Below are 26566 nucleotides of genomic sequence, written 5' to 3'. Positions count from 1 at the left end.
AAAAACATTAAACTGATTTTAGCTAATAACTAAATGTTCTTTTCAAGTATTTATTAGCGATTTGGTTTTTAGCTTTTTCTATTTTAGAATGATAAAAATTTATTGACAAGCTAATAGCAAAATGCTAACGGCCAAAAGCTTTGTAAAAATATTACAATTTTTTCATGCAATCATTATAAAATTCACCACTGTAAGCATTTGGAAGTTTTCGCAACATTTGTTTAAGAAATTTGCTACCCAGAAATAAAACTAATCTATCTACTCATGAAAAAACAAATTCTACTTTTTATGCTATTGCTGTTATTTTCAGTAGCAACTTACGCTCAGAAAATTTCAGGAAAAGTGTCAGCAGCCAAAGATGGTGCCGTACTTCCTGGAGTATCAGTGCAGGTGAAGGGTACTAATACTGGTACAAATACCAATGCTGATGGTACTTTTATCGTAAATGCCTCTTCTGATGCAACATTGGTCTTTAGTTTTATTGGATTTAAGAATCAAGAGATTAAAGTGGGTAATCAATCTATTATCAATGTTTCGCTTGATGAAGATGCCCAAAGTTTGGAAGAAGTGGTGGTTACTGCCTTAGGTATCAAGAAAGAATCCAAAAAATTGGGTTATGCAACTACGACAGTAAATGCCGAACAAATTACGGTCAATCGTTCACCAAACTTTGTGAATGCCTTACAAGGAAAAATCGCTGGTGTGAATATCTCAGCTATGGGAACAGGCCCAGCGGGTAGTTCAAAAATTCGTATTCGTGGTCAGTCATCATTTTCGGGGCAAAATACCCCTTTAATTGTAATTAATGGAGTGCCAATTGATAATACAAATTTCGGTACAAACCCAGGAAATGCTGCTTCAGATAACTCAATTGGTGTAAGAGGTGGAGGAAATACTTCAGATGGAGGTGATGGGCTTTCGAGTATTAACCCTGATGATATTGAGAGTATGACAGTTTTAAAAGGAGCAACGGCTGCTGCTCTTTATGGCTCACGTGCAAAAGATGGTGTGATTATGATTACAACCAAATCAAGAGGAGATGGAAGAGGAATTGGTGTGAGTTTCAATTCAAATTATACCAACGAAACACCTTTAGATTTTACCGATTATCAATATGAATATGGTCAAGGAGAAAACGGTGTTCGTCCAACAGCACCTAACCCAACTTCGGGACAGTGGTCGTTTGGTGAAAAATTTCAACCTGGCATGACACAGGTGCTTTTTGATGGCGTTTCTGTGCCGTATGTGCCTGTTTATAATAGAATTAGAAAGTTTTATAGAAATGGCTCGAACTTTACGAATACTATTTCATTGTCTTCAAATAGTGAAAAAGGAGGCTTTAATTTATCATTTGCCAACATGGATAATAAAGGTGTAGTACCCAATAATACCTTTAATAGAAAAACCATTAACATGGGTTTTGCTTATGACTTATCAAAAAAATTGAGTTTTTCAGGAAATGTTAATTATTCAAATGAGTATAATAGAAATCCACCAAATATAGCCAATCAAGATAACTCAATTCCTACAGCAATATCTAATATGGCAAACTCAATGCCTTTCGATCTATTAGAAGCGAAGAAATTCAATGCTGCTGGCAATGAGTATATTTATTCAAGATTTCAGAATCGTACCAATCCTTATTTTACATTGTCTGAGCAATTTCAAAATATTAGACGTGATAGAATTTTTGGAAATATTGCTGTGAAATACAATATTTTATCTTGGCTATATGTACAAGGAAGGGTAGGACAAGATTACTGGTCACGTGACCAAGATTACAATAACTTCCCAACTGGACAAGCATCTTTGGCTGCAGCACCAGCGGGTTTTGTCAATGGCGTATATACCCAAGAGTCACGTAGATTTAGAGAAACCAATGCTGACATTTTGGTGGCTGCAAGCAAAAAATTTGGTGATTTCGGTGTTGATTTGAATGTGGGCGGTAACCAAATGTATCGTCGTTCAGATTTGAACAGTGTTCAAGTGACAGACTTTGTGGTGAGAGGCCTTTACACAGTCCAAAATGGTAGAGTAAAAGATCCACAATATGGTTTATCAGAAAGAGCAGTAAACTCGGTTTATGGTTCGGGAGAATTTTCATATAAAAACTTTTTGTACCTGAATACTACACTTAGAAATGACTGGTTTTCAACACTTTCGCCAGCTAATAGAAGTATTCTTTATCCTTCGGTTTCGGGAAGTTTTGTTTTCTCACAAGCATTCAAGTCTGCACCAAGTTGGTTGAGCTTTGGAAAAGTGAGAGTTGCTTATGCTGAAGTGGGTAGTGATACAGACGTTTCTCCTTATTCTAATAATTTATTTTATGGAATTAATGGAAACTTATTTGCTAATCCAGCAGGAGCCTTACAGCCAGTTGGTGGCTCTTCGGGGTCAACATTACCGAATGCCAACCTTCGCCCAATGCGAACTTCAGAAAAAGAAGTTGGTTTAGAACTCAAGTTATTTAATAACAGGGTAGGTTTGGATATGGCAGTTTATCAAAAAATAACAACTGACCAAATCGTGGCAGCTCAAGTATCTGATGCTTCGGGTTTTCAAACGACTTTGATTAATAGTGGAAAGGGACAAAATAATGGGATTGAATTTTTGTTAAATCTCGTTCCAATCAAAAATAAAGATTTACAATGGGATTTGACTTTCAATGGTTCGTACAATATCACCAAAGTTTTAAGTTTATTGACTGATACCCCTGGTGAAAGAATTACCGTAGGAACGCACGTTTTTAATGGCGAATTGCGACAAGTTGTTGGCAAGGAAATGGGTCAAATCTATGGTTTTGGCTACAAAAGAGATGCTCAAGGTCAAATGGTTTTTGGAGGCAATGGTATTCCGCTTCGCACAGCAGATTTGATTCCTTTTGGTAGTGCATTACCAAAATGGGTAGGTGGTATCAATAATGCTTTCAATTATAAAGGTATCAACCTTTCATTCTTAGTTGACTTCAAATTGGGTAATATGATGCTTTCAGGAACAAACTTCAATGCTTTTCGTCATGGTCTTAGCAAAGAAACTTTGGTCGGAAGAGAAGGTGGTGTTTTAGGTGTTGGGGTAAATGATAAAGGTGAGACAAACACAGTAAAAGCTCCAGTGCAAGATTATTGGTCGGTGGTAAGATCTTTGGCTTTGGTTGAACCAGTTATTTATAATGGTGGTTTCTGGAAACTACGTCAAATTACTGCTGGATATGATATAACTAAATTTTTACCAAGAAACTTCCCAGTGAAATCTATGAAGTTGAGTTTTGTGGCCAACAATGTTTTGCTCTTGAAAAAATGGGTTCCAAATATTGATCCAGAATCATTTGGTTATACATCTGATAACCTCGTAGGAATGGAGTCAACAGGCCTTCCAACGACTCGTAGCATGGGTTTCAATTTGAATGTTAAATTCTAAAACCTTTTCTCTGGAGAGAGAGGTATTAAAAAGGTATAACGATAAATTTTTAAAAGATTTTATATGAAAAATATATTTAAAATAATGTTGCTTGCACTCCCAGTTTTGGGATTGACAAGTTGCGACAAAGGCTTCGACGAACTTAATGTTAATAAAACCGCAGCCACGGCAATTAACCCAGTTTTTACTTTAAATAATGCCCTTATTAACGCCTCATTTCCGAGTGGGACAGTTCAATATGAAATTGGTGTTGTACAGCAAATGGTTTCACCCAATTCGGGTGTTTTAACAGGAGCTAATTTTAACCAAGATAACCGTGATGGTACTTCACAGGTTTGGCAAAGATTTTATCGTTCGGTTGTTCGTAATACTGCTGATGTGATTAATGCAACAAAAGCAACTCCAGCTCGAAGCAATTTATACAATATGGCTCGTATTTGGCAAGCACACGCTTTCATGGTATTGACTGATACTTATGGCGATATACCTTATACAGAAGCGGGAGTAGGATATATCTCGCAAATAATCCTGCCTAAATATGATACACAACAAACAGTTTATGCAGGAATTATTAAAGAACTTACAGAAGCAACTGCTGCATTGGATGCAACCAAAACGATTGAAACGGCCGATGTATTGTATGGAGGGGATGTCGCAAAATGGAAAAAATTTGGCAACTCTTTGTTATTAAGAGCTGGTATGCGATTAAGCAAGGTTGATGCTGCCCAAGCTCAACAAGTAGTAACAAAAGCAATAGCTGGTGGCTTGATAGTCTCAAATGCTGATAACGCTGTTATTAGACACGATGCTAATTATACCAATGGACTTGGACAAATGTTGAACTCAACTGAAGCGGCTAATTTTTATATGTCTGCACCTTTTGTTGATTATTTGAAGACAACGAATGATCCTCGCCTAAAATCTATTGCCGTGCGTTATGTTGGAGCAAGCTCTGGACCTGAACAAACAGCAGCAAGAGCTTCTACTGACCCTTCTATTCAAATAGGGATGCCTTTTGGATATGATAACAACTCTATCAGTGGGCCAGTAAAAGCAGCAAACTTAAAAAGTTTCTATGATTTTACACAAGTTGATAGAACACGCATGGTAAAAACCCAAAGCCCGATGTTTATTGTCACTTATGCTCAAACACAACTGCTTTTAGCCGAAGCAGCTCAAAGAGGTTGGACAACAGGTTCGGTTGAAACATATTACAATAATGGAGTAAGAGCTCACATGGAACAACTCGCTTCTTATGATGCAAACAGTGCCGTGCCTGCTGCTGCAATTGATGCTTATCTTGTGGCAAATCCTTTTGTTAGTGCTTCAGCTTTGGAGCAGATTAATACACAATATTGGGTAGCATCTTTCTTAAATGGCCCTGAAACATTTGCTAATTTTAGAAGAAGTGGTTTTCCGAAGTTAACACCGAATCCTTTTCCTGGAAAATCAATTAAAGGTGATTTTATTAAAAGATTGACATATCCAAATTCAGAAATATCAATCAATAGTACGAATGTAAAAGAAGCCATCGCAAGAATGGGTGCTGATGATTTAGATACCAAAGTTTGGTGGGATAAATAAAAAATTTGAAAATCCCGTCAATAGTAGCATAATTAAAATGAGATTTTAAGATAAATTAGTACATAATCAAGTAAATCTTGAAAATCACTTTAATCATATAAAATTGTTGACGGGGTTTTGTATTTTTACGATTTAAATCGAGAATACATAAAATAAATTGAACTATGCAAATTGGAATCGTAGGACTTGGTAAAATGGGCTATAATTTAGCTCTAAATTTAAGAAATAATCATTATGAAGTTGTAGCATACGATGTCAGTACGCAATCAGTTGATAAAATAGGCGAAGAGGGTGGAATCTTGGGAGCATATTCTTTAGAAAGTCTTTGTAGTAAGCTAAAAGGTAGAAAAGTAATTTGGCTAATGGTACCTTCTGGCGAAATTGTAGATGAAGTAATAGAAGAATTAGTTGATTCACTCAAGCCAAACGATATTATCATTGATGGCGGAAATTCCAATTTTAAAGATTCAGTTAGACGATATAATTACCTAAAGACTAAGCAAATCGCATTTTTAGACTGTGGCACAAGTGGTGGAACGAGCGGAGCTTTGAATGGTGCTTGCACCATGATTGGTGGCGACAAATCAACATTTGAGTATGTGGAAAAAGTTTTCAAAGATATTTCGCTTGAAAATGGTTATTTATATACAGGCGAAGCGGGTAGTGGACATTTCGTAAAAATGGTACATAATGGCATCGAATATGGCATGATGCAAGCCATTGCCGAAGGATTTGAGGTTTTTGAAAAGTCAAATTATGACCTTGATTTTGAAGCTGTTGCCAAACTTTTCAATCACGGCTCAGTAGTGAGAGGATGGTTGATGGAATTAACAGAAAATGCTTTCAAAAAAGATGCAAAACTGGATGCCATCAAAGGAATCATGCACTCTTCGGGTGAAGGAAAATGGACGCTCGAAACAGCTCTTGATATGGGTGTTGCAACGCCAGTTATCGCACTTTCATTGATGATGCGTTATCGCTCACAACAAACCGATACTTTTTCAGGAAAAGTAGTAGCTGCTTTGAGAAACGAATTTGGAGGACATGCAGTAGAAAAAAATGAGTGATTATTTATTGAGAGATTTGCGATTTAGTGAATGAGTGATTTTTCAAAGAGCAATTAATTACATATTCACAAATCACTCATTCACTAACAAAGAAATCACACATTCGCTAAATCACTCATTTACTAAATTTTAGAAACTTGTATTTCACAGGCATTGATATTGGCACAACAAGCACCAAAGGTGTAGTTTTTGATATTTCAGGTAAGGTTTTGGCTCAAAAAAGTGTAGCTTATGAGATGTTTCACCCAAAACCCAATTGGAGCGAACAAAATCCCGATGAAATTTATACTGCTGTAACAGAATGTTTGGCATTTTTAGATAAACGCTCTTTGCTTGAAACACTTAGTTTTTCATCAGCAATGCACAGCATTATGGCGGTTGATATTGATGGAAACCCTTTAACAAATCTCATCGTTTGGGCAGATAATCGAGCAATCGAAATAGGAAATACACTTAAAAAAAGTGAACTAGGGCAAGAGATTTACCAAAATACAGGCACACCCATTCATCCATTTTCTTTTTTGTGTAAAATACTTTGGTTGAAGACAAACCAACCAGAAATCTTTGAAAAAACCCATAAGTTTATCGGTATAAAAGAATATGTTTGGTACAAACTCTTTGGACATTATGAAATAGATACCTCGCTTGCCTCGGCAACAGGCATGATGAATATTAAAGGTTTGTGCTGGGACAAAAAAGCCTTAACATTAGTTGGAATAACGGAAGAAAAATTGCCAAAAATTGTTCCGACAACATTTTCGAGAACAATCAATTCGCTCAACTATTTTATAGGTGCGGCCGATGGCCCATTAGCCAATTTAGGCACAGGTGCAATGGGCAAAAGTAAGTTGGCATTCACTATGGGAACGAGCGGGGCGGTTAGGATTTGTGTCGATGAGTATTATACTGACCCACAGATGCGAACATTCAACTATCTGCTTTCTGATAATCAGCATGTAATTGGTGGTGCCACAAACAATGGAGCAGTTGTAATTCAATGGTTAAAAGAACAAATATTACAAACACTTACTTCGACAGAAGAATTAATTGAAAATGCTGAAAAAACTCCAGCTGGAGCTGAAAATCTATTGTTTTTGCCTTATATTTTAGGAGAAAGAGCCCCAGTTTGGAATGCCGATGCCAAAGGTGTTTTTTTCGGACTCAGCATTAATCACACACAAGCACACCTTACTCGTGCGGTGATGGAAGGCTTGATTTTGAATCTCTATTCTGTTGGAAAGGTGTTGATGGAAAAATTTCCTGTGGATGAAATCTGTGCGAGCGGAGGTTTTGCCAAAAGTGATTTTTGGTTGCAATTAGTTGCCGATATTTTCCAAAAAAAAGTAGTTGTTTTAGATAATGTCGAAGGTTCGGCTTGGGGAGCGGTACTGATTGCAATGAAAGCCTTAAATATCGAACCGAAACACACCATTGAAAATAATGAGAAAGCGTTTTTTCCAAATCAGAAAAACGGACAAACCTACACGGTTTTGCATGCAAAATTTGAGCGTGTGTACGAAAAATTAAAAGATGAGTTTTAGCCTAAAATCTTTAAACCTCCTCAATAAACTATGAAAAAATTCCTTCTAACTACTGCATTTGGGTTTTTATGTTTGTCTGAAAATGCTTTTTCTCAACAAATTCAGTGGCCAAAAGAGCAAATTCTACTTTTCACTTCACAATGGAAAGGCGAACGTTTTCCCGACGGGCGACCACGAGTTTCTGATGATTTAGTAAAAAGATTAGCCAATATTTCACTCGAAGAAGCATGGGGAGTTTTAAGAAATGAGGGCTATAACAATCAATTTGAGGCGGGTTGGCAAATTATTCATCCTGAAAAACCATTAGCTGGACGTGTCGTTACGGCACAATATATGCCCACTCGACCAGATATTGACAAGCCCATTCGTGAAAAAGGTAAAGCCGAAGGGCGTTTGGGTTCTCCCAATTCTTGGCCAATCGACTTGCTCCAAAATGGAGATGTTTATGTAGCTGACGGCTACGGAAAAATCATTGATGGAACACTCATCGGCGACAATTTGGGAAATTCAATTTATGCCAAATCAAAAACAGGCGTGGTTTTCGATGCGGGCGTGCGTGATTTAGAAGGTTTAGAAGAAATTGATGGTTTTGTAGGTTTTGTACGTGGATATGACCCTTCTTACATAAAAGATGTGATGCTGACGAGCATCAATGCCCCCATTCGCATTGGTAGAGCGACCGTGATGCCAGGAGATTTGGTTTTAGGGAAAAAAGAGGGTGTTATTTTTATTCCTGCATATTTGGCCGAAAAAGTAATCATTACATCAGAATTTGTAGCTCTAAAAGATGGCTTTGGACACCAACGCTTGCGTGAAGGAAAATATACACCAGGTCAGATTGACCAAGCATGGACGGAAGAAATCAAAAAAGATTTTTTGCAATGGATAAAAGATAATCCAAGTAAAGTACCAATGTCGAAAGCAGAATTAGATGCCTATATGAAAGAACGAAATTGGTAAAAAAGCTTCATAAATAAAGTAAATACTCTCTAAAATATTTCAAAACTATGAAACTAAACCTCGACCGATTCAAATTCAAAGGAGAAGTTCCTACTGGTCCTAAAGCAGTAGAAAGTCTTGATAATCAACTAAATATAGAAGAAAAGCAAACCGATAACCGAAGAGATTTTATCAAAAAGGCTTCATTAGGTGGTTTAAGTTTGGGGCTTTTATTTGATGGAAAACCAGAACAAGAGATGGAATTCATCACCCAAAAAGTAAAACGGGCAGGAAAACCATCTGATTTGAAAATTACTGATGTAAGAGTGGCCGTTGTTACTGGAGCTCCAATGACTTGCCCGATTTTAAGAATTGACACTAATCAAGGTATTTCTGGCTATGGAGAAGTTCGTGACGGAGCGAGTGCTAAATATGGTTTGTTTCTGAAAAGCCGACTTTTAGGTAAAAATCCATGTGATGTAGAAAAAATATTTAAATCAATCAAGCAATTTGGCGGACAAGGACGTGCAGCAGGGGGCGTTTGTGGCGTAGAAATGGCTCTTTGGGATTTGGCAGGAAAGGCTTATGGTGTGCCTGCTTATCAAATGTTGGGTGGGAAATTCCGTGATCATATTCGTATTTATGGTGATACGCCAGAAGTAAAAGACCCAGTTGAATTTGCTAAGAAAATGAAAGAAAGATTAGATACAGGTCTTACTTTCTTGAAAATGGACTTAGGAATTCAAGTTTTGGCAGATATTCCTGGAGCATTAATTGGAGCAAATGCTTGGGATGTGAAACGCCAGTGGGGAAATTCAGATTTGAAAAAAGGAAATGCTCAAAGTTATGGAATGACCAAACACCCTTTTACTCGTGTACAAGTTACCGACAAAGGCTTAGCAATTATGGCAGATTATGTAGGCAAAGTGCGTGATGTGATTGGTTATGATGTACCTTTAGCTGCCGATCATTTTGGGCATTTTGATGTCAATACAGCCATTAGAATAGGACGAGCCGTAGAAAAATACCAAATGGCTTGGCTTGAAGACTTAATTCCGTGGCAATTTACCGACCAATGGAAACAGATTTCAGATGCCATTGATACACCAACACTTACAGGTGAAGACATTTATCTAAAAGAAGAGTTTATTAAGTTGATTAATGCTCGTGCGGTGGATATGATTCACCCAGATTTGGCAAGTTCGGGTGGTTTGTTAGAAACCAAAAAAATTGGTGATTATGCCGAAGAACACGGAATCGCAATGGCGATGCACTTTGCAGGAACACCCGTTTCATTTATGGCAAATGTACATTGTGCCGCAGCAACAGAAAACTTTGTAGCATTAGAGCATCATGGCATGGATGTGCCTTGGTGGGAAGATTTGGTTACAGGCGAAAAACCAATTTTTGATAAAGGTTTTGTAAAAGTACCAGACAAGCCAGGTTTAGGTGTTGAATTAAATGAAGCAGTTGTAAAAGCACACCTTAAATCAGGCGAACTTTATTTTGCTCCAACCGAAGAATGGAATAAAATTGATTCGTGGGATAGAGAGTGGAGTTAGTTGATAACTTCTGCTTATAAAAATAGCCTCAAATTACATTTTAAGTGTAGTTTGAGGCTATTAATTTGTTGACTATTAGTGTTTTAAGCTATTGGCCTTCATTGATGTGTTCATCCACTATTTCTTCTACTTTTTTCTTAATACTTGAAATAACTGCATCTTTGGCAAAAATAAAAACAGCGAGTATAATCAGATAAACGGCAAATATAATTAAAAATCCAGCCCACAAGCTTTTGAGTAAAATATTGAGTCCAACGGCAATTAGAATACTCAAAAATATTAGCACAACAATACCTAAAATAAAAGTAACGAGGGCATGAACAGCTTTCACTGCAATGCTTTCGATTTTGTCTTGAACACCCAGTTTAGCCAGTTCAAATTTTGCTTCTATGAGTTTGACGATATTCTCTCGCAACTCACCTATTTTTAAGAAATCAGACATATCGTCTTTTAGATTCATACAATACTTTTATACTTAACGCAAGGTAGAAAAAACTTGGCAAGCGACAAAATTGGTTATTGGGAAATTAACGGTCCGCCGTAGCGGTGATTAGTTACTGGATATTTGGGCAAGGTTGAGATAATAAACCAGTAACCAATTTCACAATAACTAATCTACCAATACTACTCTTCCCCACCAAATCTACCACCACCAATCAAATTTCCAAAGAAAAGGGTATTTAAGAAAAGTTTGTTTGTACCATACCAAAATGCTCTAAAATTTGGATTTTCTGATAATGCAATCACTCTGCCAGCCCCTACATTTAAAGTAATAGCCGCAGGTGAATTTTTAATCAATTTTTCATTTTTTGGATGGACATAACCTGCTAACAATGGATTTGCAGTAAACACCATTGGCGTATTATAAGGATTCTTGGTATCTTCCATGAAGATATTGTTGTCCTTAAATAAAGCTAATTTGTCTTGCTTATAACCAAAGCAAAGTGGGTGCGAAGGGTCGATTTTTGCTTCAAAAATTGTTCCTGCCGTTTCCAATGCTCCAGTATATCTTTCTTGTAAATTATAAGGTCGTTTTTCTCCATTGCCATCATTATTTGGTTTTTCTTTGATGGTAATATTGGCTATTTTTTTAGCTGAAACCCACTCAACTGCATCTGTCATGGCCACTAAAACGCCACCACCTTGCACAAAACGTTTGATTTTTTCGTCCGAAAGATTATTATAATTTCCTCCAGCCATTACAATGTGGGTGTATTTTTCTAAACTTGTACGATTCGCAGTTTCAATGTCGGCAATGGTCAAAGGAATATTGATTCTTGTATCAAGCAAATGCCAAATTTCGCCCGCATCGGTTGATTGTACACCTGCTCCGCCCAACATTAATACTTTTGGTAAACGTATTTTTCTGAACTTTTCACTACCTAAATCAATACCGTTTGGTGTTAGCCCTGTTTGTGTTGCATAAAAATCTATACCATCTCTTTCAGCAAGTGTTTGCAACAAAGCCGATGGGTCAGCGGTGCTACCATTGCTAAAAATCTGAATCGTACCATAATCGAAAGTTTTTTCTTTACCTTCCACAATGGCTGTAAATGGCTCAAAAGCAGCTTTCAAAGTATAGCCTTTTTTCAACAATTCATAAGCAGCACGAGGAGCATAATAACTATTCCATTCAAAGAAATAAGCATATGGGCTTTTACCATAAACTTTTCCTTTTGGGAAATCATTTTTCTCTACTTTTTCGCCCAAAGAAATAGCCGTTTTTGCTTCAATTGTTGGCACATTCATACAATATTGGAGTGACCAAGCTGAAATATCATAAAACAAACTATCTTCAAATTTAGTACGCTTCTCAAACATTGACTTGATAAGGCGATGTTGTGGTTGATTCATAGGCACAACAAAAGAAGATTCTTTGCTAAATGAAGTGCCATCTTGCGTTTCATCTTTTGACAAATGATAAACATCAATTTGGTTTCTTTTCAACATATTCACCATTTCCCAAGTTTTCACGGCATCATTTCCGCCACCAAAAACATATCCTTTTACCGCATCGGTCGATGTTTCTTTATAAAAACTTCTCATGTGTTCGAGCAATTCTACACGCATTTCACGACCCGCACGCAACGTTGATAAAGTAGCTGTAAATTGGTTTTTCACAGTGAACGGAAAGCTTAAAAGACCATTATTCGTTTCTTGTAAATGTCCACGAGAAGAGGCTTGTTCAAACAAAATGCCTATTGAACCATTTACATCTGGTAGCGTTGAGCCTTTTCCATAATAAAAATCGTCGTAGTTTTCTTGTGTATAATAGGCCGAACCAATTTTATCAAGTCCAGCCGCTTGATACTTGCCAAATTTGATTGTCAAATCAATATTTCTTTTAGGTGTAAGTGGATGGGTACGTTGCGGAATACCTGGTTGAAAGAAAAAGCTTGAATTACTGCCCATTTCATGGTGGTCGGTCAAAATATTGGGTCTCCAGTCATAAAACTTCGTCAAACGACCTTTACTTTCGGGCATTTGTTGGTAAAGCCAGTCACGGTTCATATCAAACCAATAATGATTTGAGCGACCCCCTGGCCAAGTTTCACTAAATTCTCGACTATTAATATCGCTTACCAAATTATTACTACGATTTATATTTACCCAAGTAGCAAAACGATTGCCTCCATCGGCATTGATAACAGGGTCAATTAAAATAATTGTTTCATTCAAAAGTGAATCAATACCAGCCCCTTGTGCCGCAGCTAAATAGTAGGCCGACATCAAATTTGAGTTTGTACCACTGGCTTCGTTTCCATGAACAGAATAACCCATCCAAACAACAATTGGCATTTTTTGTAAATCCAAGCTACCTGATTGTGAAGGATTTACGAGTTTTTGGTGTTCAGCTTTTATTTGGTCTATTCGAGCATGATTTTGTGGAGAAGTGACAGTTACAAGCAGTAATTCACGATTTTCATAAGTTTTTGCATAAGTTTCAACTTTAAAACGGTCTGAAAGTCGAGCCAATTCTTTCATGTAAGTAATTGTCTCATAAGGAGTTACGTGTTGCTCGCCAACCTGATAGCCCAGAAATTTCTGTGGCGTTGGAATCTTGGCATCGTAAGTAATATTTTGAGGTAAATAATAGCTGTCGGCCACTTGGCTAAAAGCCTGACTGGCAACAATTTGTAGGAGAAATAAGTAAAAAATAGAGGTTTTTTTCATGTCGAGAAGTTTTTTTTAACAAATAAATGTAGAAAAACCTGTAAAACAAAAAAGCCTCCGACAATGAGGCTTTTTTTATAGACAAAAATTCCAACTACCTTGGCAAAAGACCGCTCTCACAGGCTTTTCAAGGAGGAATTTTATAGTGGTTCTTTTCCTAAGACTTAATTCGATGCCTTCAGCTTTGCTTCAATTGTTTGCTGTGTATGCGGTACTGCTCTCAAACGCTCTTTCGGAATGAGTTTCCCAGTATCACGACAAACGCCATAAGTACCATTTTTGATACGAATCAAGGCTGCTTCCAATTGTTGTGCAAATTTCTGTAAACGTCCTGCCGACTGGCTTAACTGCTCTTTTTCACTCACATCAGCACCATCTTCCATTAATTTCGTGCTGTTAGCAGTAAAATCAGTCCCATTATCGTTTTTGCGACTTAGGGTTTCTCTAATAAAATTCAACTCATTACGAGTTGCATCTAATTTTTGAGTAATAATCTCCTCAAATTCCCTTAATTCTGTTTCTGAATATCGGGTCTTTTCTTCAACTGCGGCCATAAGTATAAGCAGTAATAGTGTTTTTGGGCATTTTTGAAAAATCCCACAAATATACTATTTTGATAGGCTGAAACAATACCGTAATACAAAATCTTGATAATGTTGAAAAAAAATTTATTTAAAGGTAATTTCATAAATTCAGTAAATTATTTGGTTAAGTTCAGAAAACCAAACACAGCATTGGGTATATCAACCAAATTAAATACTAAAATTTCTACGCAAAATTTAACGATTTTAAGAATTAATTTCTTTTTTCTAAGTTTGCACTGTGAAACAACATTCACGAACAAAATATTATTCTGTTTATGACATATATAGAACCTGCTCCAATCAAGGATAAAGAGAATCCTTTGGAGTCAATGATGCAAAGGTTTGATGCAGCAGTAAAGATTCTGGGAATTAGTGAAGAAATGTATTATATCTTGAAAGTTCCTGCCCGTCAAGTAACTGTTGGCTTACCTGTGACCATGGATAATGGCCAAATAAAAGTTTTTGAAGGCTATCGAGTTATCCATTCTACAATTTTAGGGCCAAGTAAAGGCGGTATTCGCTTCGACCCTGCTGTAAATATTGATGAAGTTCGTGCCTTAGCTGCTTGGATGACATGGAAATGTGCCGTAGTCGATATTCCTTATGGTGGAGCAAAAGGCGGAATCGCCTGTAACCCAAGAGAAATGTCGGCTGGTGAAATGGAACGTTTGATGCGTGCTTATACCATTTCTATGTTAGATATTTTTGGTCCTGATAAAGACATTCCTGCTCCCGACATGGGTACTGGTCCACGTGAAATGGCGTGGTTGATGGACGAATACTCAAAAGCTAAAGGAATGACCGTCAATGCAGTTGTAACCGGTAAACCATTGGTTTTGGGAGGCTCATTGGGGCGTACAGAAGCAACGGGTAGGGGAGTAATGGTTTCAGCTTTGGCTGGCATGGAAAAACTTCGACTAAACCCCTATCGAGCTACGGCGGCGGTACAAGGTTTTGGAAATGTAGGCTCATTTGCAGCTAAACTCTTACAAGAAAAAGGTGTAACAATTTGCGGATTGAGCGATATTTCAGGAGCATACTATAATGCACGAGGTATTGATATTGAAAAAGCAATGGCTTACCGAAATGCCAATAATGGCACATTGGATGGCTACAAAGAAGCAGATTTGATTACAAATGAAGAATTATTGGCACTTAATGTAGATGTTTTAGTGCCAGCAGCAAAAGAAGATGTAATCACACATGAAAATGCTGGAAATATTCAAGCAAAATTAATAGTTGAGGGTGCAAATGGCCCGACTTCGGCAAGTGCAGACGACATTATCAATAGCAAAGGAATCATGGTTGTGCCTGATATTTTGGCAAATGCGGGTGGTGTAACAGTTTCATACTTTGAATGGGTACAAAATCGTATTGGTTACAAATGGACGCTTGACAGAATCAATCGCCGTTCAGACCGCATGATGAAAGATGCTTTCGACCACGTATTTGAAACTTCGCAAAAACATGGTGTTTCATTACGTTTGGCAGCTTACATTGTAGCGATTGATAAAGTAGCAAGCACCTATAAGTTTAGAGGTGGCTATGGTTGATATATTTAAAACCTGTAAGGTCTGAAAAGAAGACCTTACAGGTTTTAAATACAGTGAAATAAAAGATATTTTTTCTATCTTTTGAATTTTTAAACTCAGTCTCTACGTAGCTTTGTGCAAAATTTAAAATTCAGATGAAAAATATTTCAATAATAATTCTGCTATTCTTTTTTAATATGTCTTGCTCAAATATGGAGCGTTTGGATACTTCCCAAATAAAAGACGAAATGGAGGGTTACAAAATCAAGCGTGTTTCTCCTACACAAATAACCTATCAAGTAGAAACATTAGGCAGCGAAATCTCTCAGGCTTTGACAAAAGATTTTGAAAAACAAATGAAAGGTATCTCAAAAGCCCGCGGCGAAGAAATATGTCGGTTGAAAGATATGACTTTGATTGATTCATTATCAAAGACTTATGGGTTAAAGATACGCCTTTTAGGTCAACCAGATATTGGAAGTAACAATACTTTGTATGTAAAAGAGAAAGAAGTTTTGGAAGCTTATGCCGACAATGCTTCAAAAAAACTTTCGATGAGTGATAATATTCAGAAAATTGGAGATTCTCTATTTGTATATACTTCGCCCATTCCTGCCAATAAAGGTGTGGGGAAATTATGCTTTAGCGATGATTCTGGTTTTGCTATTTGGAGTATTGTAATGAGAAAATCAGAGGTGGTAAAGTCTATTGATGTAAAGAAATTGAAAGGAAAGTAAGTCCACGGCCACTAGTCCATAGTCCATAGTAAGAATAAGTAAGTTTATGGTCATTTTAGTTAGTTAAAAACTGTTGACTGTGGACTACTGACCGTGGACTCGAAGTTTTTTGGCATAAGATTTGACTTATTCAAAGAAATTCTTGTAGCTTTGCGATCCTAAAATGAAAAGAATCTCTTACATATCACGTGCTTTTGGACTTTTGATGTTCACGATGGTGATGCTGACGAGCGTTTTCGGCAAGCAGCTACCACAAAAACACCATGAGCCTACCAAATCAAAGCAAGAGAAATCAACTAAAAAACAACAGCCAACCAACCAAAGCTTTGTTAGCGAGTTGTCGTTGGAGGTGGTTGTACCCAGCCATGCGTTCGACTTCGGAGATAACCCCTTCATTCTACCTACTCCGCAAGTTATTTATCTAATCATCGAATCTTCGGAAAAAGTTTATACAAAACCGCTTTTCCGTCTTTCATACTTCGAAAATCTTTACGAGCATTTTATCGCTCCCAATGCCCCATAAATCTCTTTCTTCTCGAAAGAATATAACTTTTTCTTTCCTTTTTATTCCTTGAATCATGCTTTTGTGTGATTCCATGTATTATTTTATATCAAACATTATTTATTACAAAATTTCCCTAAAATGAGAAACAAAGGTGGTATAGTCGCCCTATTGGTGGCGTTTTTAGCAATTAGTATTTACTTCTTAGCTCGAACTTGGAAAGCTAATGACATTAGAAAAGATGCAGAGGCGTATGCAACAGATAAATCTGGTAAAATAGATTACAGCAAAAAACAACGTTATTTGGATTCACTTTGGAAACAACCTGTTTTCCTTGGGACAACAACCGAAGACCTTACTAAGCAAGAATTAGGCTTAGGTCTTGATCTTCAAGGTGGTATGAGTGTAATTTTGGAGGTTTCGCCAACCGAAATTGTTAGAGCTTTAGCGGCTTCTCGTGACCCTAAAGTAACGACAGCGATTGCGAATGCTCAACAAAGAGCGGTTTCAAGCAATACAAACTTTGTTGATTTATTTGCAGATGAATTTAAGAAAATTGCTCCTGATACAAAATTAGCAAGTATTTTTTCTAATAGTTCTAATCGTGGTACATTGAGCTTGACATCATCTGATAGCCAAGTAATTAGCTACATCAAAAAAGAAGTTGATGGTGCTTTCGATCGTGCGTTCCGTATCATCCAAACTCGTGTTGATAAATTTGGTGTATCAAACCCTAACTTACAACGTTTGTCAGGTACTAACCGTATTCAAGTTGAATTACCAGGTGTAGATAATCCACAACGTGTGCGTAAATTACTTTCGGGGGCTGCAAAATTGGAGTTCTGCGAAGTATATACAATGCAGGAAATTGCTCCTTCATTTGATGGTTTATCAGCTATATTATTACAAATGGATGCTGAAAGTAAAGCAGCAGAAAAAGCAAGCATAAGCAAAATAGCAGGAAAAGGCGACAATGCTGCCACAGCAACAAAAGATACTTCAAAAAATAGTTTGGCTGCACAATTGTCTGGTGGAAACAAGTCTGATACTTCTAAGAAAGATTCGGCTGGTTTGGCACAACGTCAAACGAATGCGTTTAGTAACTTATTTATTGGAACAGGGTATGGTGTGGCAGTTCGTATCAAAGATACTTCTCGTGTCAACCAAATCATGCACCGTTCAGATGTACAAGCTCTTTTCCCAGCCAATGCAAGTTATTTATATGATGTAAAACCACGTGCTAATGGTACAAACGTAAACGAAGAAATCGTTGATATTTATTTCGTGAAAGATTTGGGTAAAGCACCTTTAGAAGGAGATGTGGTTACAAACGCTACACAAGATTATGATGAAAGAGGAAAACCTGCTGTAGAGATGCAAATGAATGCGGAAGGTGCAAGAAAATGGAAAGCTCTTACAGGAGCAAACATTGGTCGTCCGATTGCTATCATTCTTGATAACTTTGTTTATTCTGCACCAAATGTAAATGGTGAAATTGGTGGTGGACGTTCAAGTATTTCAGGAAACTTTACAGTAACAGAAGCTCTCGACTTAGCAAACGTATTGAAAGCTGGTAAATTACCTGCTCCAACTAATATTATCTCGGAAGATATCGTAGGTGCAACTGTAGGTTCGGAGGCAGCTCAGGCTGGTGTACTTTCATCAATTATTGGTGTATTGTTTGTATTAGGTTTTGTATTAGTTTACTATAACAAAGCAGGTTTGATTGCCAATATTGCACTTCTTGTAAACTTATTGTTGCTTTTAGGTGTAATGGCATCGTTTGGTGCGACACTTACATTGCCAGGTATTGCAGGTTTAGTACTCTCAGTTGGTATGTCAGTTGATGCGAACGTTTTGATTTATGAGCGTATCAAAGAAGAATTATTATTGGGTAAAACATTCCCAGTAGCCGTGCGTGATGGTTTCCAAAATGCCATGTCATCAATCATTGACTCAAACGTAACTACCTTAATTACTGGTGCGGTATTATTTATTTTTGGTTCAGGTTTGATTCTTGGATTTGCTACAACGTTATTGATTGGTATTTTTACTTCGCTATTCTCAGCAATTTTCGTTTCAAGATTATTGTTTGAATATTATATCGGCAAAGGAAAAACAGTTTCTTTCTTTACAAAATGGACTGAGAAATTATTCAAAGACTCAAACTTTGATTTCGTTTCTAAACGTAAATTATACTACACCATTTCAAGTGCGATTATCATTGCAGGTATCGTTTCTATTTTCTTCAAAGGCTTTGGTTTAGGTGTGGATTTCTTAGGTGGTCGTACATACGTAGCTAAATTTGAGAAAACTGTAAATACAGAAGATATAAGCAATGCTTTGAAAGCAACTTTTGAAGGAAATGCCATTGAAGTAAAAACTTTCGGAGGTTTTGATAAAGTGAAGATTACAACACCTTACAAAATCGAAAATACCAATACAGAAGTAGAAAAACAATTGGAAAGCAATGTAAATGCTGCTTTGGCTGCTGTTCCAGGCAATAAAGGTGTGGTGTTATCTTCGTCGAAAGTTGGTCCAACAATTGCAAATGATGCCATCGGAGGAGCTTTTAAAGCTGTTCTACTTTCAATAGTATTGGTGTTTATTTATATTTTCGTACGTTTCCGACGATTAGCTTTTGGTTATGGAGCTTTAGTTGCCTTGTTCCATGACGTGGCAATTATTCTCGGTATTTTCTCAATCTTCAGAGGTTGGTTACCTTTCTCTCTTGATGTTGACCAAGCGTTTGTGGGTGCGGTTCTGACGATTATGGGTTATTCGATGAACGATACGGTTGTTGTATTTGACCGTGTACGTGAATACTTGACAGAAAAGCGTGGTGTGAAAGAAGATATTCCAACTGTTATTAATAATGCTTTGAATGCAACATTGAGCCGTACAGCCGTAACAGGTTTCTCGACATTGGTTGTACTCTTAGTATTGTTGATTTTTGGTGGTGAAACCATTCGTGGTTTTGTATTTGCCATGTTTATCGGTGTAATTGTAGGAACTTATTCGTCATTATTCGTAGCTACACCAATCGTTGTTGATGGTATGCAAAGAGATTTGAAAAAGGAAGAAGCTAAATTGGCGGCGGTTCCAGTAGTTCCAACTGAAGAAGTTAAAAAAGGTAAAAAATCTTAATTTGTAACACAATTTTCTAAATTGTGCTTCTTTGAACAAGTTGAAAACTTGTTCTACAATAAAAATGCCTCTTGCTTAATTGTGAGAGGCATTTTTGTTGTATGACGGAGTTCCTACTCCGTCTGGTTTATATAGTGATGGAGCTGGAACTCCGCCATACAAACTAAAATCCAAGGGTAAGTTGTCGCCCAATCATTTCATCAGCAAATTCGAGATTTGTCAAGGAAACCCCCATGAGCCGAACGCCTTTGGGCAATGGTAATAAATGGTTGAGCATTTCATAAGAAACCTTAGCTAAAAAACTTTTCTCAATGATTGATAACTGAGAAGTGCGACTGCGAGTCAGGCTTTCAAAATCTGCAAACTTAATCTTTAGCGTAATACTTTTGCCATAAGCATTGGCTCGTTCCATGCGTCGCCAAAGCTGCTCAATGATGTCGTCAAGTTCACGATAAAGTTCGTCAGGCTCAACAATATCGTGATTAAAAGTGTTTTCTACGCCAATAGACTTTCTAATACTATCAGGATTTACAGGGCGGTTGTCAACGCCACGAGCAATATCAAAATAGTATTTTCCTACTTTTCCAAAGTGTTTTGCGAGAAAGTCAAAGCTTTTTTCACGTAACTCTTTTCCTGAAAAAATACCCATTTTGTGCATTTTTTCGGCAGTAACTTTACCAATCCCGTGGAATTTACTAATTTCCAGATCTGCTACAAACGCTTCTGCCTGCAGAGGTTTTATCACAAAAAGGCCATCGGGTTTTCGATAATCCGAAGCAATTTTTGCTAAAAATTTATTGATAGAAACACCCGCCGAAGCAGTGAGGGCTGTTTTTTCTTTGATACGTACTTTTATTTCTTGAGCAATTTCGGTAGCTGTTGCTATACCTTTTAAGTTTTCGGTTACATCCAAATAGGCTTCATCGAGTGAAAGAGGTTCAACTAAAGGCGTATATTCTAAAAAAATACCCCTAATTTCATTAGAAACTTGTTTATAAACCTCAAAACGAGGTTTTACAAAAATCAAATTAGGACATTTTTGTTTCGCAATGCGTGACGCCATTGCCGACCGAACACCAAACTTTCTGGCTTCATAGCTTGCGGCCGCCACAACGCCCCGTTCACTACTGCCACCAACAGCAACAGGTTTTCCTCGTAATTCAGTAAAATCACGTTGTTCAACTGACGCAAAGAAAGCGTCCATATCAATATGTATGATTTTTCGATGCAAGGTTTAGGAGTTAGGTTTTAGGAGTTAGGAATTGGGAATTAGAAAGTAGGTATTAGGATTTAGGAATTGAGAATTAGGTTTTAGGAAATGAGGTTTAGGGGTTTTATTGACTGTTGCTCAATAAATTTAGCTATTTTAATCTTTCACCTAATATCTCCTTCCTACAACCTAACTCCTAAAACCTAATTCCTACAACCTAAACCCTTTTTCTCATCACCAAAAATACATAATTTAAACTTATTTTTTACCATTTATCCAAAATTGACAAAGTTTTTAACCAAGTATCTTGCATTGCATAGTACCTTATTATATCTTTGTATCATAATCATTCATAAAAAGAGTAATTATAAATGAAAACTTACACTTTTTAAATTCCTCTTGGAGTAAGAGGTCATAGAATATGGATTTAGAAAATGCCCAAGTGCAGATGCGGAAAGGAATTTTGGAATACTGCATCCTGCACATAATTTCGAGGGGTGAGATTTACGCTTCCGAAATTCTTTATGAGCTAATCAACGCCAAAATTATGGTAGTTGAAGGTACACTTTACCCGCTACTTACACGATTGAAAAATTCGGGTTTGTTAGATTATAAGTGGGTAGAATCAACATCCGGACCTCCCAGAAAATACTATGTTTTGACAGAAACAGGACAGTTATTTTTGGATAACTTAAACAATACTTGGGACGAGCTTTCGGAGTCTGTTACGACTATTATAAGCAAAAAGTAAATGAAATAATCCTTAATAACCAATTGATTATCAATAAGTTGAATTGTCTATCGACCGTCGTCTATGGACTGGGCGGCATTCCGCTGGGCGGCATTCCTCTATCGACTAATAATAATTCATCATTAAAACAATGAAAAAGACGATACAAATAAATATTGCAGGCATGGTTTTCAACATCGAAGAAGATGCCTACGACAAACTCAACAATTACCTGCTTTCGATTAAACAATATTTCTCATCGTATGAAGGTAACCAAGAAATTGTTTCGGACATCGAAGCTCGAATTGCTGAAAAGTTTTGGACAAATCATAAATCTGATAGCCAGCCAGTAATAAGTCTTGATAGCGTAAATGATCTGATTAAATCAATGGGTACTGTGTCTGATTTTGAAGCGATTCAAGAAGAAGAAGATTTGAGAAATAGTTCACAGCCGATCAAGCCTAAATCGACAGTCAGTAATGCAGAATCGACAACTGGTGATAATACTCAGTCACCTAATGCTACTGCTGAACCAAAACGCCTTTATCGTGATGTCAAACGCAAGGCTTTGGGAGGTGTTTTAGCTGGTTTAGCTCACTATTTCAATATTGATGTTGTCTGGGTAAGAATCATCTACTTATTTCTTTTCTTGGGCTTACCTCCAATCAGTGATGATTTAGGCCCGTTATCAGGTTTTGTATTTTTGGGATATTTTATCTGTTGGATAGTATTCCCTCCGAATGCTAATTTAGATGAAGATAAGAAAATCAAGAAATTTTACCGAGATAATGATAGTAAAGTTTTAGGTGGTGTTTGTAGTGGTTTGGCGGCTTATTTTGGTGTAGATATCACTGTGATTCGTTTGTTATTTGTGTTGGGTGTGTTTTTATTTGGAACAGGGTTTTTAGCCTACATAATTCTTTGGATTGTAGCACCAAAAGCACAGACGCTTACCCAAAAAATGGAAATGAAAGGTGAACCAGTAACACTTTCAAATATTGAATCTAATATTAAGGAAAGTATCAATGTTGATAAAAATGCCCCAGAAAATGCTTTGACTAAAATTCTTTTGTTTCCTTTCCGTTTGGTTGGAATCATCATCAAAGGCTTGGGTGAAATCTTAAAAAACTTAGGTCCTGTGGCACGAGTTTTAGCAGGAATCGTTTTGATGCTTTTCTCCTTATCAATTTTGGTTGCAGTGGTGGCGTCAATAGCAGCATTTTTTGGAGTAGTTTCGGGTATAGAAGGGACAGAGTTTTTTGACAATAGCCCTTTTAAATTCTTCTCGCAAGATATTCACCCAATGACAGGTTTCTTTGCTTTCTTGGCAGCATTTACGCCATTTTTAGCTCTATTGTTGGTGGGTTTGATATTGGTTAGTAATCGTAGCATAGGTACTCGTAATTTTTGGATTTCATTACTTGGGCTTTGGTTGGCTGGTTTGATGGGAACTGGTATTTTGGCCACAAAATATGCCTTGAATTTCAAGAAAAAAGGCAAGTTTGAACAAACTAAAAATTATCCTTTTACGCTTACTGGCAAAACCCTCGTTTTATCATCAAATAATAATCAAGATGATGATTTTGATGGAATGAAAATCAAAAACGATGTAGATATAAGCCTTGAAGGGTATGAAGGTGCTGATTTGAAACTCGAACAACATTTTGAAGCATCGGGCCGTACTAGAGTAGAGGCTGAAGCAAATGCTAAAAATATTCTTTATAACATTAGCCAAAAAGATTCTACCTTGATTTTTGATCAAAAGATTTTATTGCCAGAAAAAGCTCGTTTCCGTGGACAAGACCTTGAAATGACTTTGTACATTCCTTATGAAAAACCCTTTAAAATAACGCGTGATTTTTATCATAGTGTTTATCGTTCAGATTGGAATCAACGAAACTTTGATATTGATGGAGACGACATTGACAAATATACATTTGTAATGAAGCGTGATTCGGGAATGATTTGTAGAGATTGCCCTAAGTTGAGTGATGATGAAAGAGAGGCTTTGAATGAAAGAGATTATAACGATGATGAATCATCTTTCAATTATGATGTTTTTGAAAACAAAGGCCAACATGAAAGAAAATTTGATGTTAAAAATTTCAAAAAAATAGAAGCAGGTGGGGCATTTGTGGTAACGATTCGTAAAGGTGATACTTTCAGCATCACTGCCGATTCAGATGACGAAGAAGAATTGGATGATTTAGATTTAGATGTTGATGGCAATACGCTGAAAATCAGTCATAAAGATAAATTTAGCTTTAATAATCGTCACCATACTGTCAGATTTAATATCACGATGCCAACTTTAGAAGCAATTGATTTTTCTGGAGCATCGACTGTGAAAGCGATTGGATTTAAAGATAAAAATCAAGATTTAGACATTGAGCTTACGGGTGCATCAAAAGCAGCCATTGACGTAGAAGTACGTAGAATAGATTTCAATGCCTCAGGGGCATCAAAAGCTGACTTGAGAGGCTCGGCAGATCGAATGGACATGGATATTTCGGGAGCGTGTCAGATTGATGCAACTCGCATGGAAATCAATCAAGTAAAAGCTGAAGCTAATGGAGCAAGTCACGCAAGTTTTGGAAAGGTAAAAGACCTCAATTCAAACACAAGTGGAGCGAGTAAAATAACCAGAGAATAAAGTTAATTTTAACTGAGTGAATGATAGAATAAATGAGAAAAAAAAACTCAATTATGCCATCATTCACTCAGTTTTTTTAACACTAAAATATACTTTAATTCAAAATTTCATTCACAGCATCTCGACCTGTAATGATTGCCCCCTCCATAAATCCTTGCCATTCTGCCAAATGTTCGCCAGCAAAATGTACATTCAAATGATGTTTTTTAAGTAAAGGTTGTATCGTAAACCATTGTCCAGTTCCATAAATAGCATAAGCTCCTTTTGAATATTTATCTTGTCCCCAGTTATAATTGACAATTTTCTGAAGTAAATTTCGAGCATTCCCTATTGGATGAATGTAATCAGTGATGATTTGTTTACGAGATTCATCATTTTGCCAACCAAAAATATCTGCTTTTTCACCGATTGTATAAGAAGTTAAAGCTCCTTTGATAGAATCTTGATTTTTGGTTGCATGATAAAAATAATGAGCAGGTGTATCAGTAATCATATCAAAATCTTCTCGTTTCCAAAAACGTTGACTATATAATCCAACACATTTATTAATACGGGCATACTGTAAGGCATCAATCGCATGTAAAGTAGCTTTAGGAAGCGATGGAGAAAAATTAATCTGTCCCAATGAAAAAGTTGGAACAGTGCATATAATTTTATCTGCAGTAAATATTTTTCCATTAGAACATTTCACAGTAACACCTTTGCCGCTTTGAATAACTGCTTCTACATGATGATCAGTAAGGATTTTTTCTCGTCCGATATAATCTGCAATTTTATCAGACAAAGTATTATTTCCTCCTTCCATTTTGAAGTCCATTTCATTCTTTTTACTTGAATAGGCATATTCGCTAATAGCGGCAAATGCCGAAACGTGCCGAATACTCTCACCAAAATCGGTACTATCTAATAATTCTCTAAAGAAAAGGTCATTTTCAGGAATACCATTATTGACCAAATATCGCCACCAATCGAGTCGATCAAATTGTTTTTGTTGTTCAGGATTGAGGTTTTTAAATTCTTCAAGTAATTTCTCAAGCTTTTTTTGCCAACTTGGGTCAAAATCCCACCTTTTGACAGTTGAGTATTTTCCTCTAAAATACAAGTCGGTTTCAAAACGATTATCATTAAGCTTGATTTTGAATCGTTCGCAAAGTTTTTTTACTTCTTCATGCGAATCTCCTACCCATTCCGCTCCAAGTTCAACTCGAAGGTCAGCTTGTTCATCAATTTTATGCGTAAAAACTCGACCTCCAATTCGATTACGAGATTCGAGAACCACGAAATCTACTTTCTTATCAAAAAGTGTAAGTGCTGCCGAAAGTCCAGAAAAGCCAGCTCCTAAAACGATTACTTTTGACGGTTTGACCGTATGAGCAAAACTCTTTGTAGAATTAAGCAAAGAAAAACTCGAAGCCACCGCTCCGAGTTGCAAAAATGAACGTCTTTTCATAGAAAGATAGAGAATATAGGATAATTACAATTTATACAAACTAACGAAATAATTACTTCAAATCTTCCAATTTGCCTAAATCAATATCATCCAGTGTTGCTTTTATTTTATCCATAGCTACATTATTGCCTTTTACTGTTACAACAAAGCGGCTGGCTACAATTACGGCCAATTCGCCATCTTTGTTTTTATTGTTATATTTTTCAAAGGCTTTATGCTCTTTGTATTTGGTTGTTTTTTCATAGCTATCTTCAGTTTCTTTATCCACATCAATCATTGACCAAGCAGCTAAGCCCATCAAAGCTCCTGTGCCAGCGGCATCTATAATATTAACTTCTATCGAACTATCATCATTTCGATAACGACCTTGGGCAGTTGAAATATTAAAACCCATCGCACCAGTTTTTTCACTTGAAGCTTCTTTTCTAGATAAGCCATCGGCATCATCTGGCAGTAATTCTTTCAATAGTTTGGCATCAACTACCTCTTTTGGCTTTTCATTTGACATTTTTTCAGCTTCGGCTGCTATATTTTGCAAAGCCTCTAAACCAGTTTTAGGCTCTTCTTCCTTCTCTTCTTTTTTACCGCCACAATTACTTAAAAGCATGGTCATCGCCAATAGCGAAATTAATAGTCTAACGGTTTTCATATTTTTATTGTTTATGAGTTAAATATTAAGAAAGGTATGTGATTTACTAAAAACAAAAAATTGTTTTACTATTTTTTTACTGAGCGGT

At 36.7% G+C, this 26566-nt stretch carries 18 protein-coding genes; 12 read left to right on the top strand and 6 right to left on the bottom strand.

Features of this window, described 5'->3' with window-relative positions; translation table 11 throughout:
* Window positions 1-264: 264 nt before the first annotated feature.
* The 6 genes from ACQUQZ_RS22895 to ACQUQZ_RS22870 all read left to right on the top strand — a co-directional run bounded on the left by ACQUQZ_RS22895 (window position 265) and on the right by ACQUQZ_RS22870 (window position 10110).
* On the top strand, window positions 265-3417 hold the full coding sequence (locus tag ACQUQZ_RS22895; protein WP_435357435.1) for a SusC/RagA family TonB-linked outer membrane protein: 3153 nt from the start codon (window positions 265-267) through the stop codon (window positions 3415-3417).
* 63 nt (window positions 3418-3480) lie between these two features.
* Window positions 3481-5001, top strand: a complete 1521-nt coding sequence (locus tag ACQUQZ_RS22890) for a SusD/RagB family nutrient-binding outer membrane lipoprotein (protein WP_435357434.1) — start codon at window positions 3481-3483, stop codon at window positions 4999-5001.
* A 164-nt stretch (window positions 5002-5165) separates the two neighbouring features.
* The gene (gene gnd / locus ACQUQZ_RS22885; protein WP_435357433.1) at window positions 5166-6068 is read left to right on the top strand and encodes a phosphogluconate dehydrogenase (NAD(+)-dependent, decarboxylating); all 903 of its coding nucleotides are present in this window, start codon (window positions 5166-5168) and stop codon (window positions 6066-6068) included.
* A 137-nt stretch (window positions 6069-6205) separates the two neighbouring features.
* The gene (locus ACQUQZ_RS22880; RefSeq protein WP_435357432.1) at window positions 6206-7609 is read left to right on the top strand and encodes a gluconokinase; all 1404 of its coding nucleotides are present in this window, start codon (window positions 6206-6208) and stop codon (window positions 7607-7609) included.
* A gap of 30 nt (window positions 7610-7639) precedes the next feature.
* Window positions 7640-8569 carry an RraA family protein gene (locus ACQUQZ_RS22875; RefSeq protein ID WP_435357430.1) on the top strand — a complete coding sequence of 310 codons (930 nt, stop codon included), beginning with the start codon at window positions 7640-7642 and terminating at the stop codon, window positions 8567-8569.
* A gap of 47 nt (window positions 8570-8616) precedes the next feature.
* Complete coding sequence (locus ACQUQZ_RS22870; protein WP_435357429.1) at window positions 8617-10110, top strand: mandelate racemase/muconate lactonizing enzyme family protein; 1494 nt, start codon at window positions 8617-8619, stop codon at window positions 10108-10110.
* Between the two features lie 88 nt (window positions 10111-10198).
* On the opposite strand, the gene ACQUQZ_RS22865 is transcribed toward ACQUQZ_RS22870, so the two are convergent.
* From ACQUQZ_RS22865 to ACQUQZ_RS22855, 3 genes are all read right to left on the bottom strand, one after another.
* The gene (locus ACQUQZ_RS22865; protein WP_435357428.1) at window positions 10199-10570 is read right to left on the bottom strand and encodes a phage holin family protein; all 372 of its coding nucleotides are present in this window, start codon (window positions 10568-10570) and stop codon (window positions 10199-10201) included.
* A gap of 164 nt (window positions 10571-10734) precedes the next feature.
* Window positions 10735-13284, bottom strand: coding sequence for a M14 family zinc carboxypeptidase (locus ACQUQZ_RS22860; RefSeq protein ID WP_435357426.1), 2550 nt, complete (start codon window positions 13282-13284; stop codon window positions 10735-10737).
* Between the two features lie 164 nt (window positions 13285-13448).
* Window positions 13449-13838 carry a TraR/DksA family transcriptional regulator gene (locus ACQUQZ_RS22855; protein WP_435357424.1) on the bottom strand — a complete coding sequence of 130 codons (390 nt, stop codon included), beginning with the start codon at window positions 13836-13838 and terminating at the stop codon, window positions 13449-13451.
* A 305-nt stretch (window positions 13839-14143) separates the two neighbouring features.
* On the opposite strand from ACQUQZ_RS22855, the gene ACQUQZ_RS22850 reads away from it, so the two are divergent.
* The 4 genes from ACQUQZ_RS22850 to secDF all read left to right on the top strand — a co-directional run bounded on the left by ACQUQZ_RS22850 (window position 14144) and on the right by secDF (window position 19786).
* Window positions 14144-15421: a Glu/Leu/Phe/Val family dehydrogenase gene (locus ACQUQZ_RS22850; RefSeq protein WP_435357422.1), complete on the top strand. Its 1278-nt coding sequence runs from the start codon at window positions 14144-14146 to the stop codon at window positions 15419-15421.
* Window positions 15422-15555: 134 nt separating this feature from the next.
* Window positions 15556-16137 carry a hypothetical protein gene (locus ACQUQZ_RS22845; RefSeq protein ID WP_435357420.1) on the top strand — a complete coding sequence of 194 codons (582 nt, stop codon included), beginning with the start codon at window positions 15556-15558 and terminating at the stop codon, window positions 16135-16137.
* A 163-nt stretch (window positions 16138-16300) separates the two neighbouring features.
* Window positions 16301-16660, top strand: coding sequence for a hypothetical protein (locus ACQUQZ_RS22840; RefSeq protein ID WP_435357418.1), 360 nt, complete (start codon window positions 16301-16303; stop codon window positions 16658-16660).
* A 120-nt stretch (window positions 16661-16780) separates the two neighbouring features.
* The gene (gene secDF, locus ACQUQZ_RS22835; RefSeq protein ID WP_435357416.1) at window positions 16781-19786 is read left to right on the top strand and encodes a protein translocase subunit SecDF; all 3006 of its coding nucleotides are present in this window, start codon (window positions 16781-16783) and stop codon (window positions 19784-19786) included.
* Window positions 19787-19949: 163 nt separating this feature from the next.
* Here the strand turns inward: secDF and dinB are convergent, their stop codons facing one another.
* Window positions 19950-21017 (bottom strand): DNA polymerase IV, encoded by a 1068-nt coding sequence (gene dinB, locus ACQUQZ_RS22830; RefSeq protein ID WP_435357415.1) that lies wholly within the window; start codon window positions 21015-21017, stop codon window positions 19950-19952.
* A 400-nt stretch (window positions 21018-21417) separates the two neighbouring features.
* On the opposite strand from dinB, the gene ACQUQZ_RS22825 reads away from it, so the two are divergent.
* Together ACQUQZ_RS22825 and ACQUQZ_RS22820 are read left to right on the top strand one after the other, a co-directional pair.
* Window positions 21418-21747 (top strand): PadR family transcriptional regulator, encoded by a 330-nt coding sequence (locus ACQUQZ_RS22825; RefSeq protein WP_435357413.1) that lies wholly within the window; start codon window positions 21418-21420, stop codon window positions 21745-21747.
* A 130-nt stretch (window positions 21748-21877) separates the two neighbouring features.
* Window positions 21878-24379 (top strand): PspC domain-containing protein, encoded by a 2502-nt coding sequence (locus ACQUQZ_RS22820; protein ID WP_435357412.1) that lies wholly within the window; start codon window positions 21878-21880, stop codon window positions 24377-24379.
* A gap of 94 nt (window positions 24380-24473) precedes the next feature.
* On the opposite strand, the gene ACQUQZ_RS22815 is transcribed toward ACQUQZ_RS22820, so the two are convergent.
* Both ACQUQZ_RS22815 and ACQUQZ_RS22810 read right to left on the bottom strand, forming a co-directional pair.
* Window positions 24474-25829, bottom strand: coding sequence for a flavin monoamine oxidase family protein (locus ACQUQZ_RS22815; RefSeq protein ID WP_435357411.1), 1356 nt, complete (start codon window positions 25827-25829; stop codon window positions 24474-24476).
* Window positions 25830-25881: 52 nt separating this feature from the next.
* Window positions 25882-26478 (bottom strand): transposase, encoded by a 597-nt coding sequence (locus tag ACQUQZ_RS22810; RefSeq protein WP_435357409.1) that lies wholly within the window; start codon window positions 26476-26478, stop codon window positions 25882-25884.
* Between the last annotated feature and the right edge of the window lie 88 nt (window positions 26479-26566).

The sequence above is a fragment of the Emticicia sp. SJ17W-69 genome (assembly GCF_051209875.1).
Taxonomy (GTDB): Bacteria; Bacteroidota; Bacteroidia; order Cytophagales; family Spirosomataceae; genus Emticicia.
This window is presented reverse-complemented; position numbering and strand designations above follow the sequence as displayed.

What these genes read in the sequence shown, in the direction of transcription:
- ACQUQZ_RS22895 (WP_435357435.1), top strand. Translation starts at nt 265, where the DNA reads ATGAAAAAACAAATTCTACTTTTTATGCTATTGCTGTTATTTTCAGTA.
- ACQUQZ_RS22890 (WP_435357434.1), top strand. Translation starts at nt 3,481, where the DNA reads ATGAAAAATATATTTAAAATAATGTTGCTTGCACTCCCAGTTTTGGGA.
- gnd (WP_435357433.1), top strand. Translation starts at nt 5,166, where the DNA reads ATGCAAATTGGAATCGTAGGACTTGGTAAAATGGGCTATAATTTAGCT.
- ACQUQZ_RS22875 (WP_435357430.1), top strand. Translation starts at nt 7,640, where the DNA reads ATGAAAAAATTCCTTCTAACTACTGCATTTGGGTTTTTATGTTTGTCT.
- ACQUQZ_RS22870 (WP_435357429.1), top strand. Translation starts at nt 8,617, where the DNA reads ATGAAACTAAACCTCGACCGATTCAAATTCAAAGGAGAAGTTCCTACT.
- ACQUQZ_RS22865 (WP_435357428.1), bottom strand. Translation starts at nt 10,570, where the DNA reads ATGAATCTAAAAGACGATATGTCTGATTTCTTAAAAATAGGTGAGTTG.
- ACQUQZ_RS22860 (WP_435357426.1), bottom strand. Translation starts at nt 13,284, where the DNA reads ATGAAAAAAACCTCTATTTTTTACTTATTTCTCCTACAAATTGTTGCC.
- ACQUQZ_RS22855 (WP_435357424.1), bottom strand. Translation starts at nt 13,838, where the DNA reads ATGGCCGCAGTTGAAGAAAAGACCCGATATTCAGAAACAGAATTAAGG.
- ACQUQZ_RS22850 (WP_435357422.1), top strand. Translation starts at nt 14,144, where the DNA reads ATGACATATATAGAACCTGCTCCAATCAAGGATAAAGAGAATCCTTTG.
- ACQUQZ_RS22845 (WP_435357420.1), top strand. Translation starts at nt 15,556, where the DNA reads ATGAAAAATATTTCAATAATAATTCTGCTATTCTTTTTTAATATGTCT.
- ACQUQZ_RS22840 (WP_435357418.1), top strand. Translation starts at nt 16,301, where the DNA reads ATGAAAAGAATCTCTTACATATCACGTGCTTTTGGACTTTTGATGTTC.
- secDF (WP_435357416.1), top strand. Translation starts at nt 16,781, where the DNA reads ATGAGAAACAAAGGTGGTATAGTCGCCCTATTGGTGGCGTTTTTAGCA.
- ACQUQZ_RS22825 (WP_435357413.1), top strand. Translation starts at nt 21,418, where the DNA reads ATGGATTTAGAAAATGCCCAAGTGCAGATGCGGAAAGGAATTTTGGAA.
- ACQUQZ_RS22820 (WP_435357412.1), top strand. Translation starts at nt 21,878, where the DNA reads ATGAAAAAGACGATACAAATAAATATTGCAGGCATGGTTTTCAACATC.
- ACQUQZ_RS22815 (WP_435357411.1), bottom strand. Translation starts at nt 25,829, where the DNA reads ATGAAAAGACGTTCATTTTTGCAACTCGGAGCGGTGGCTTCGAGTTTT.
- ACQUQZ_RS22810 (WP_435357409.1), bottom strand. Translation starts at nt 26,478, where the DNA reads ATGAAAACCGTTAGACTATTAATTTCGCTATTGGCGATGACCATGCTT.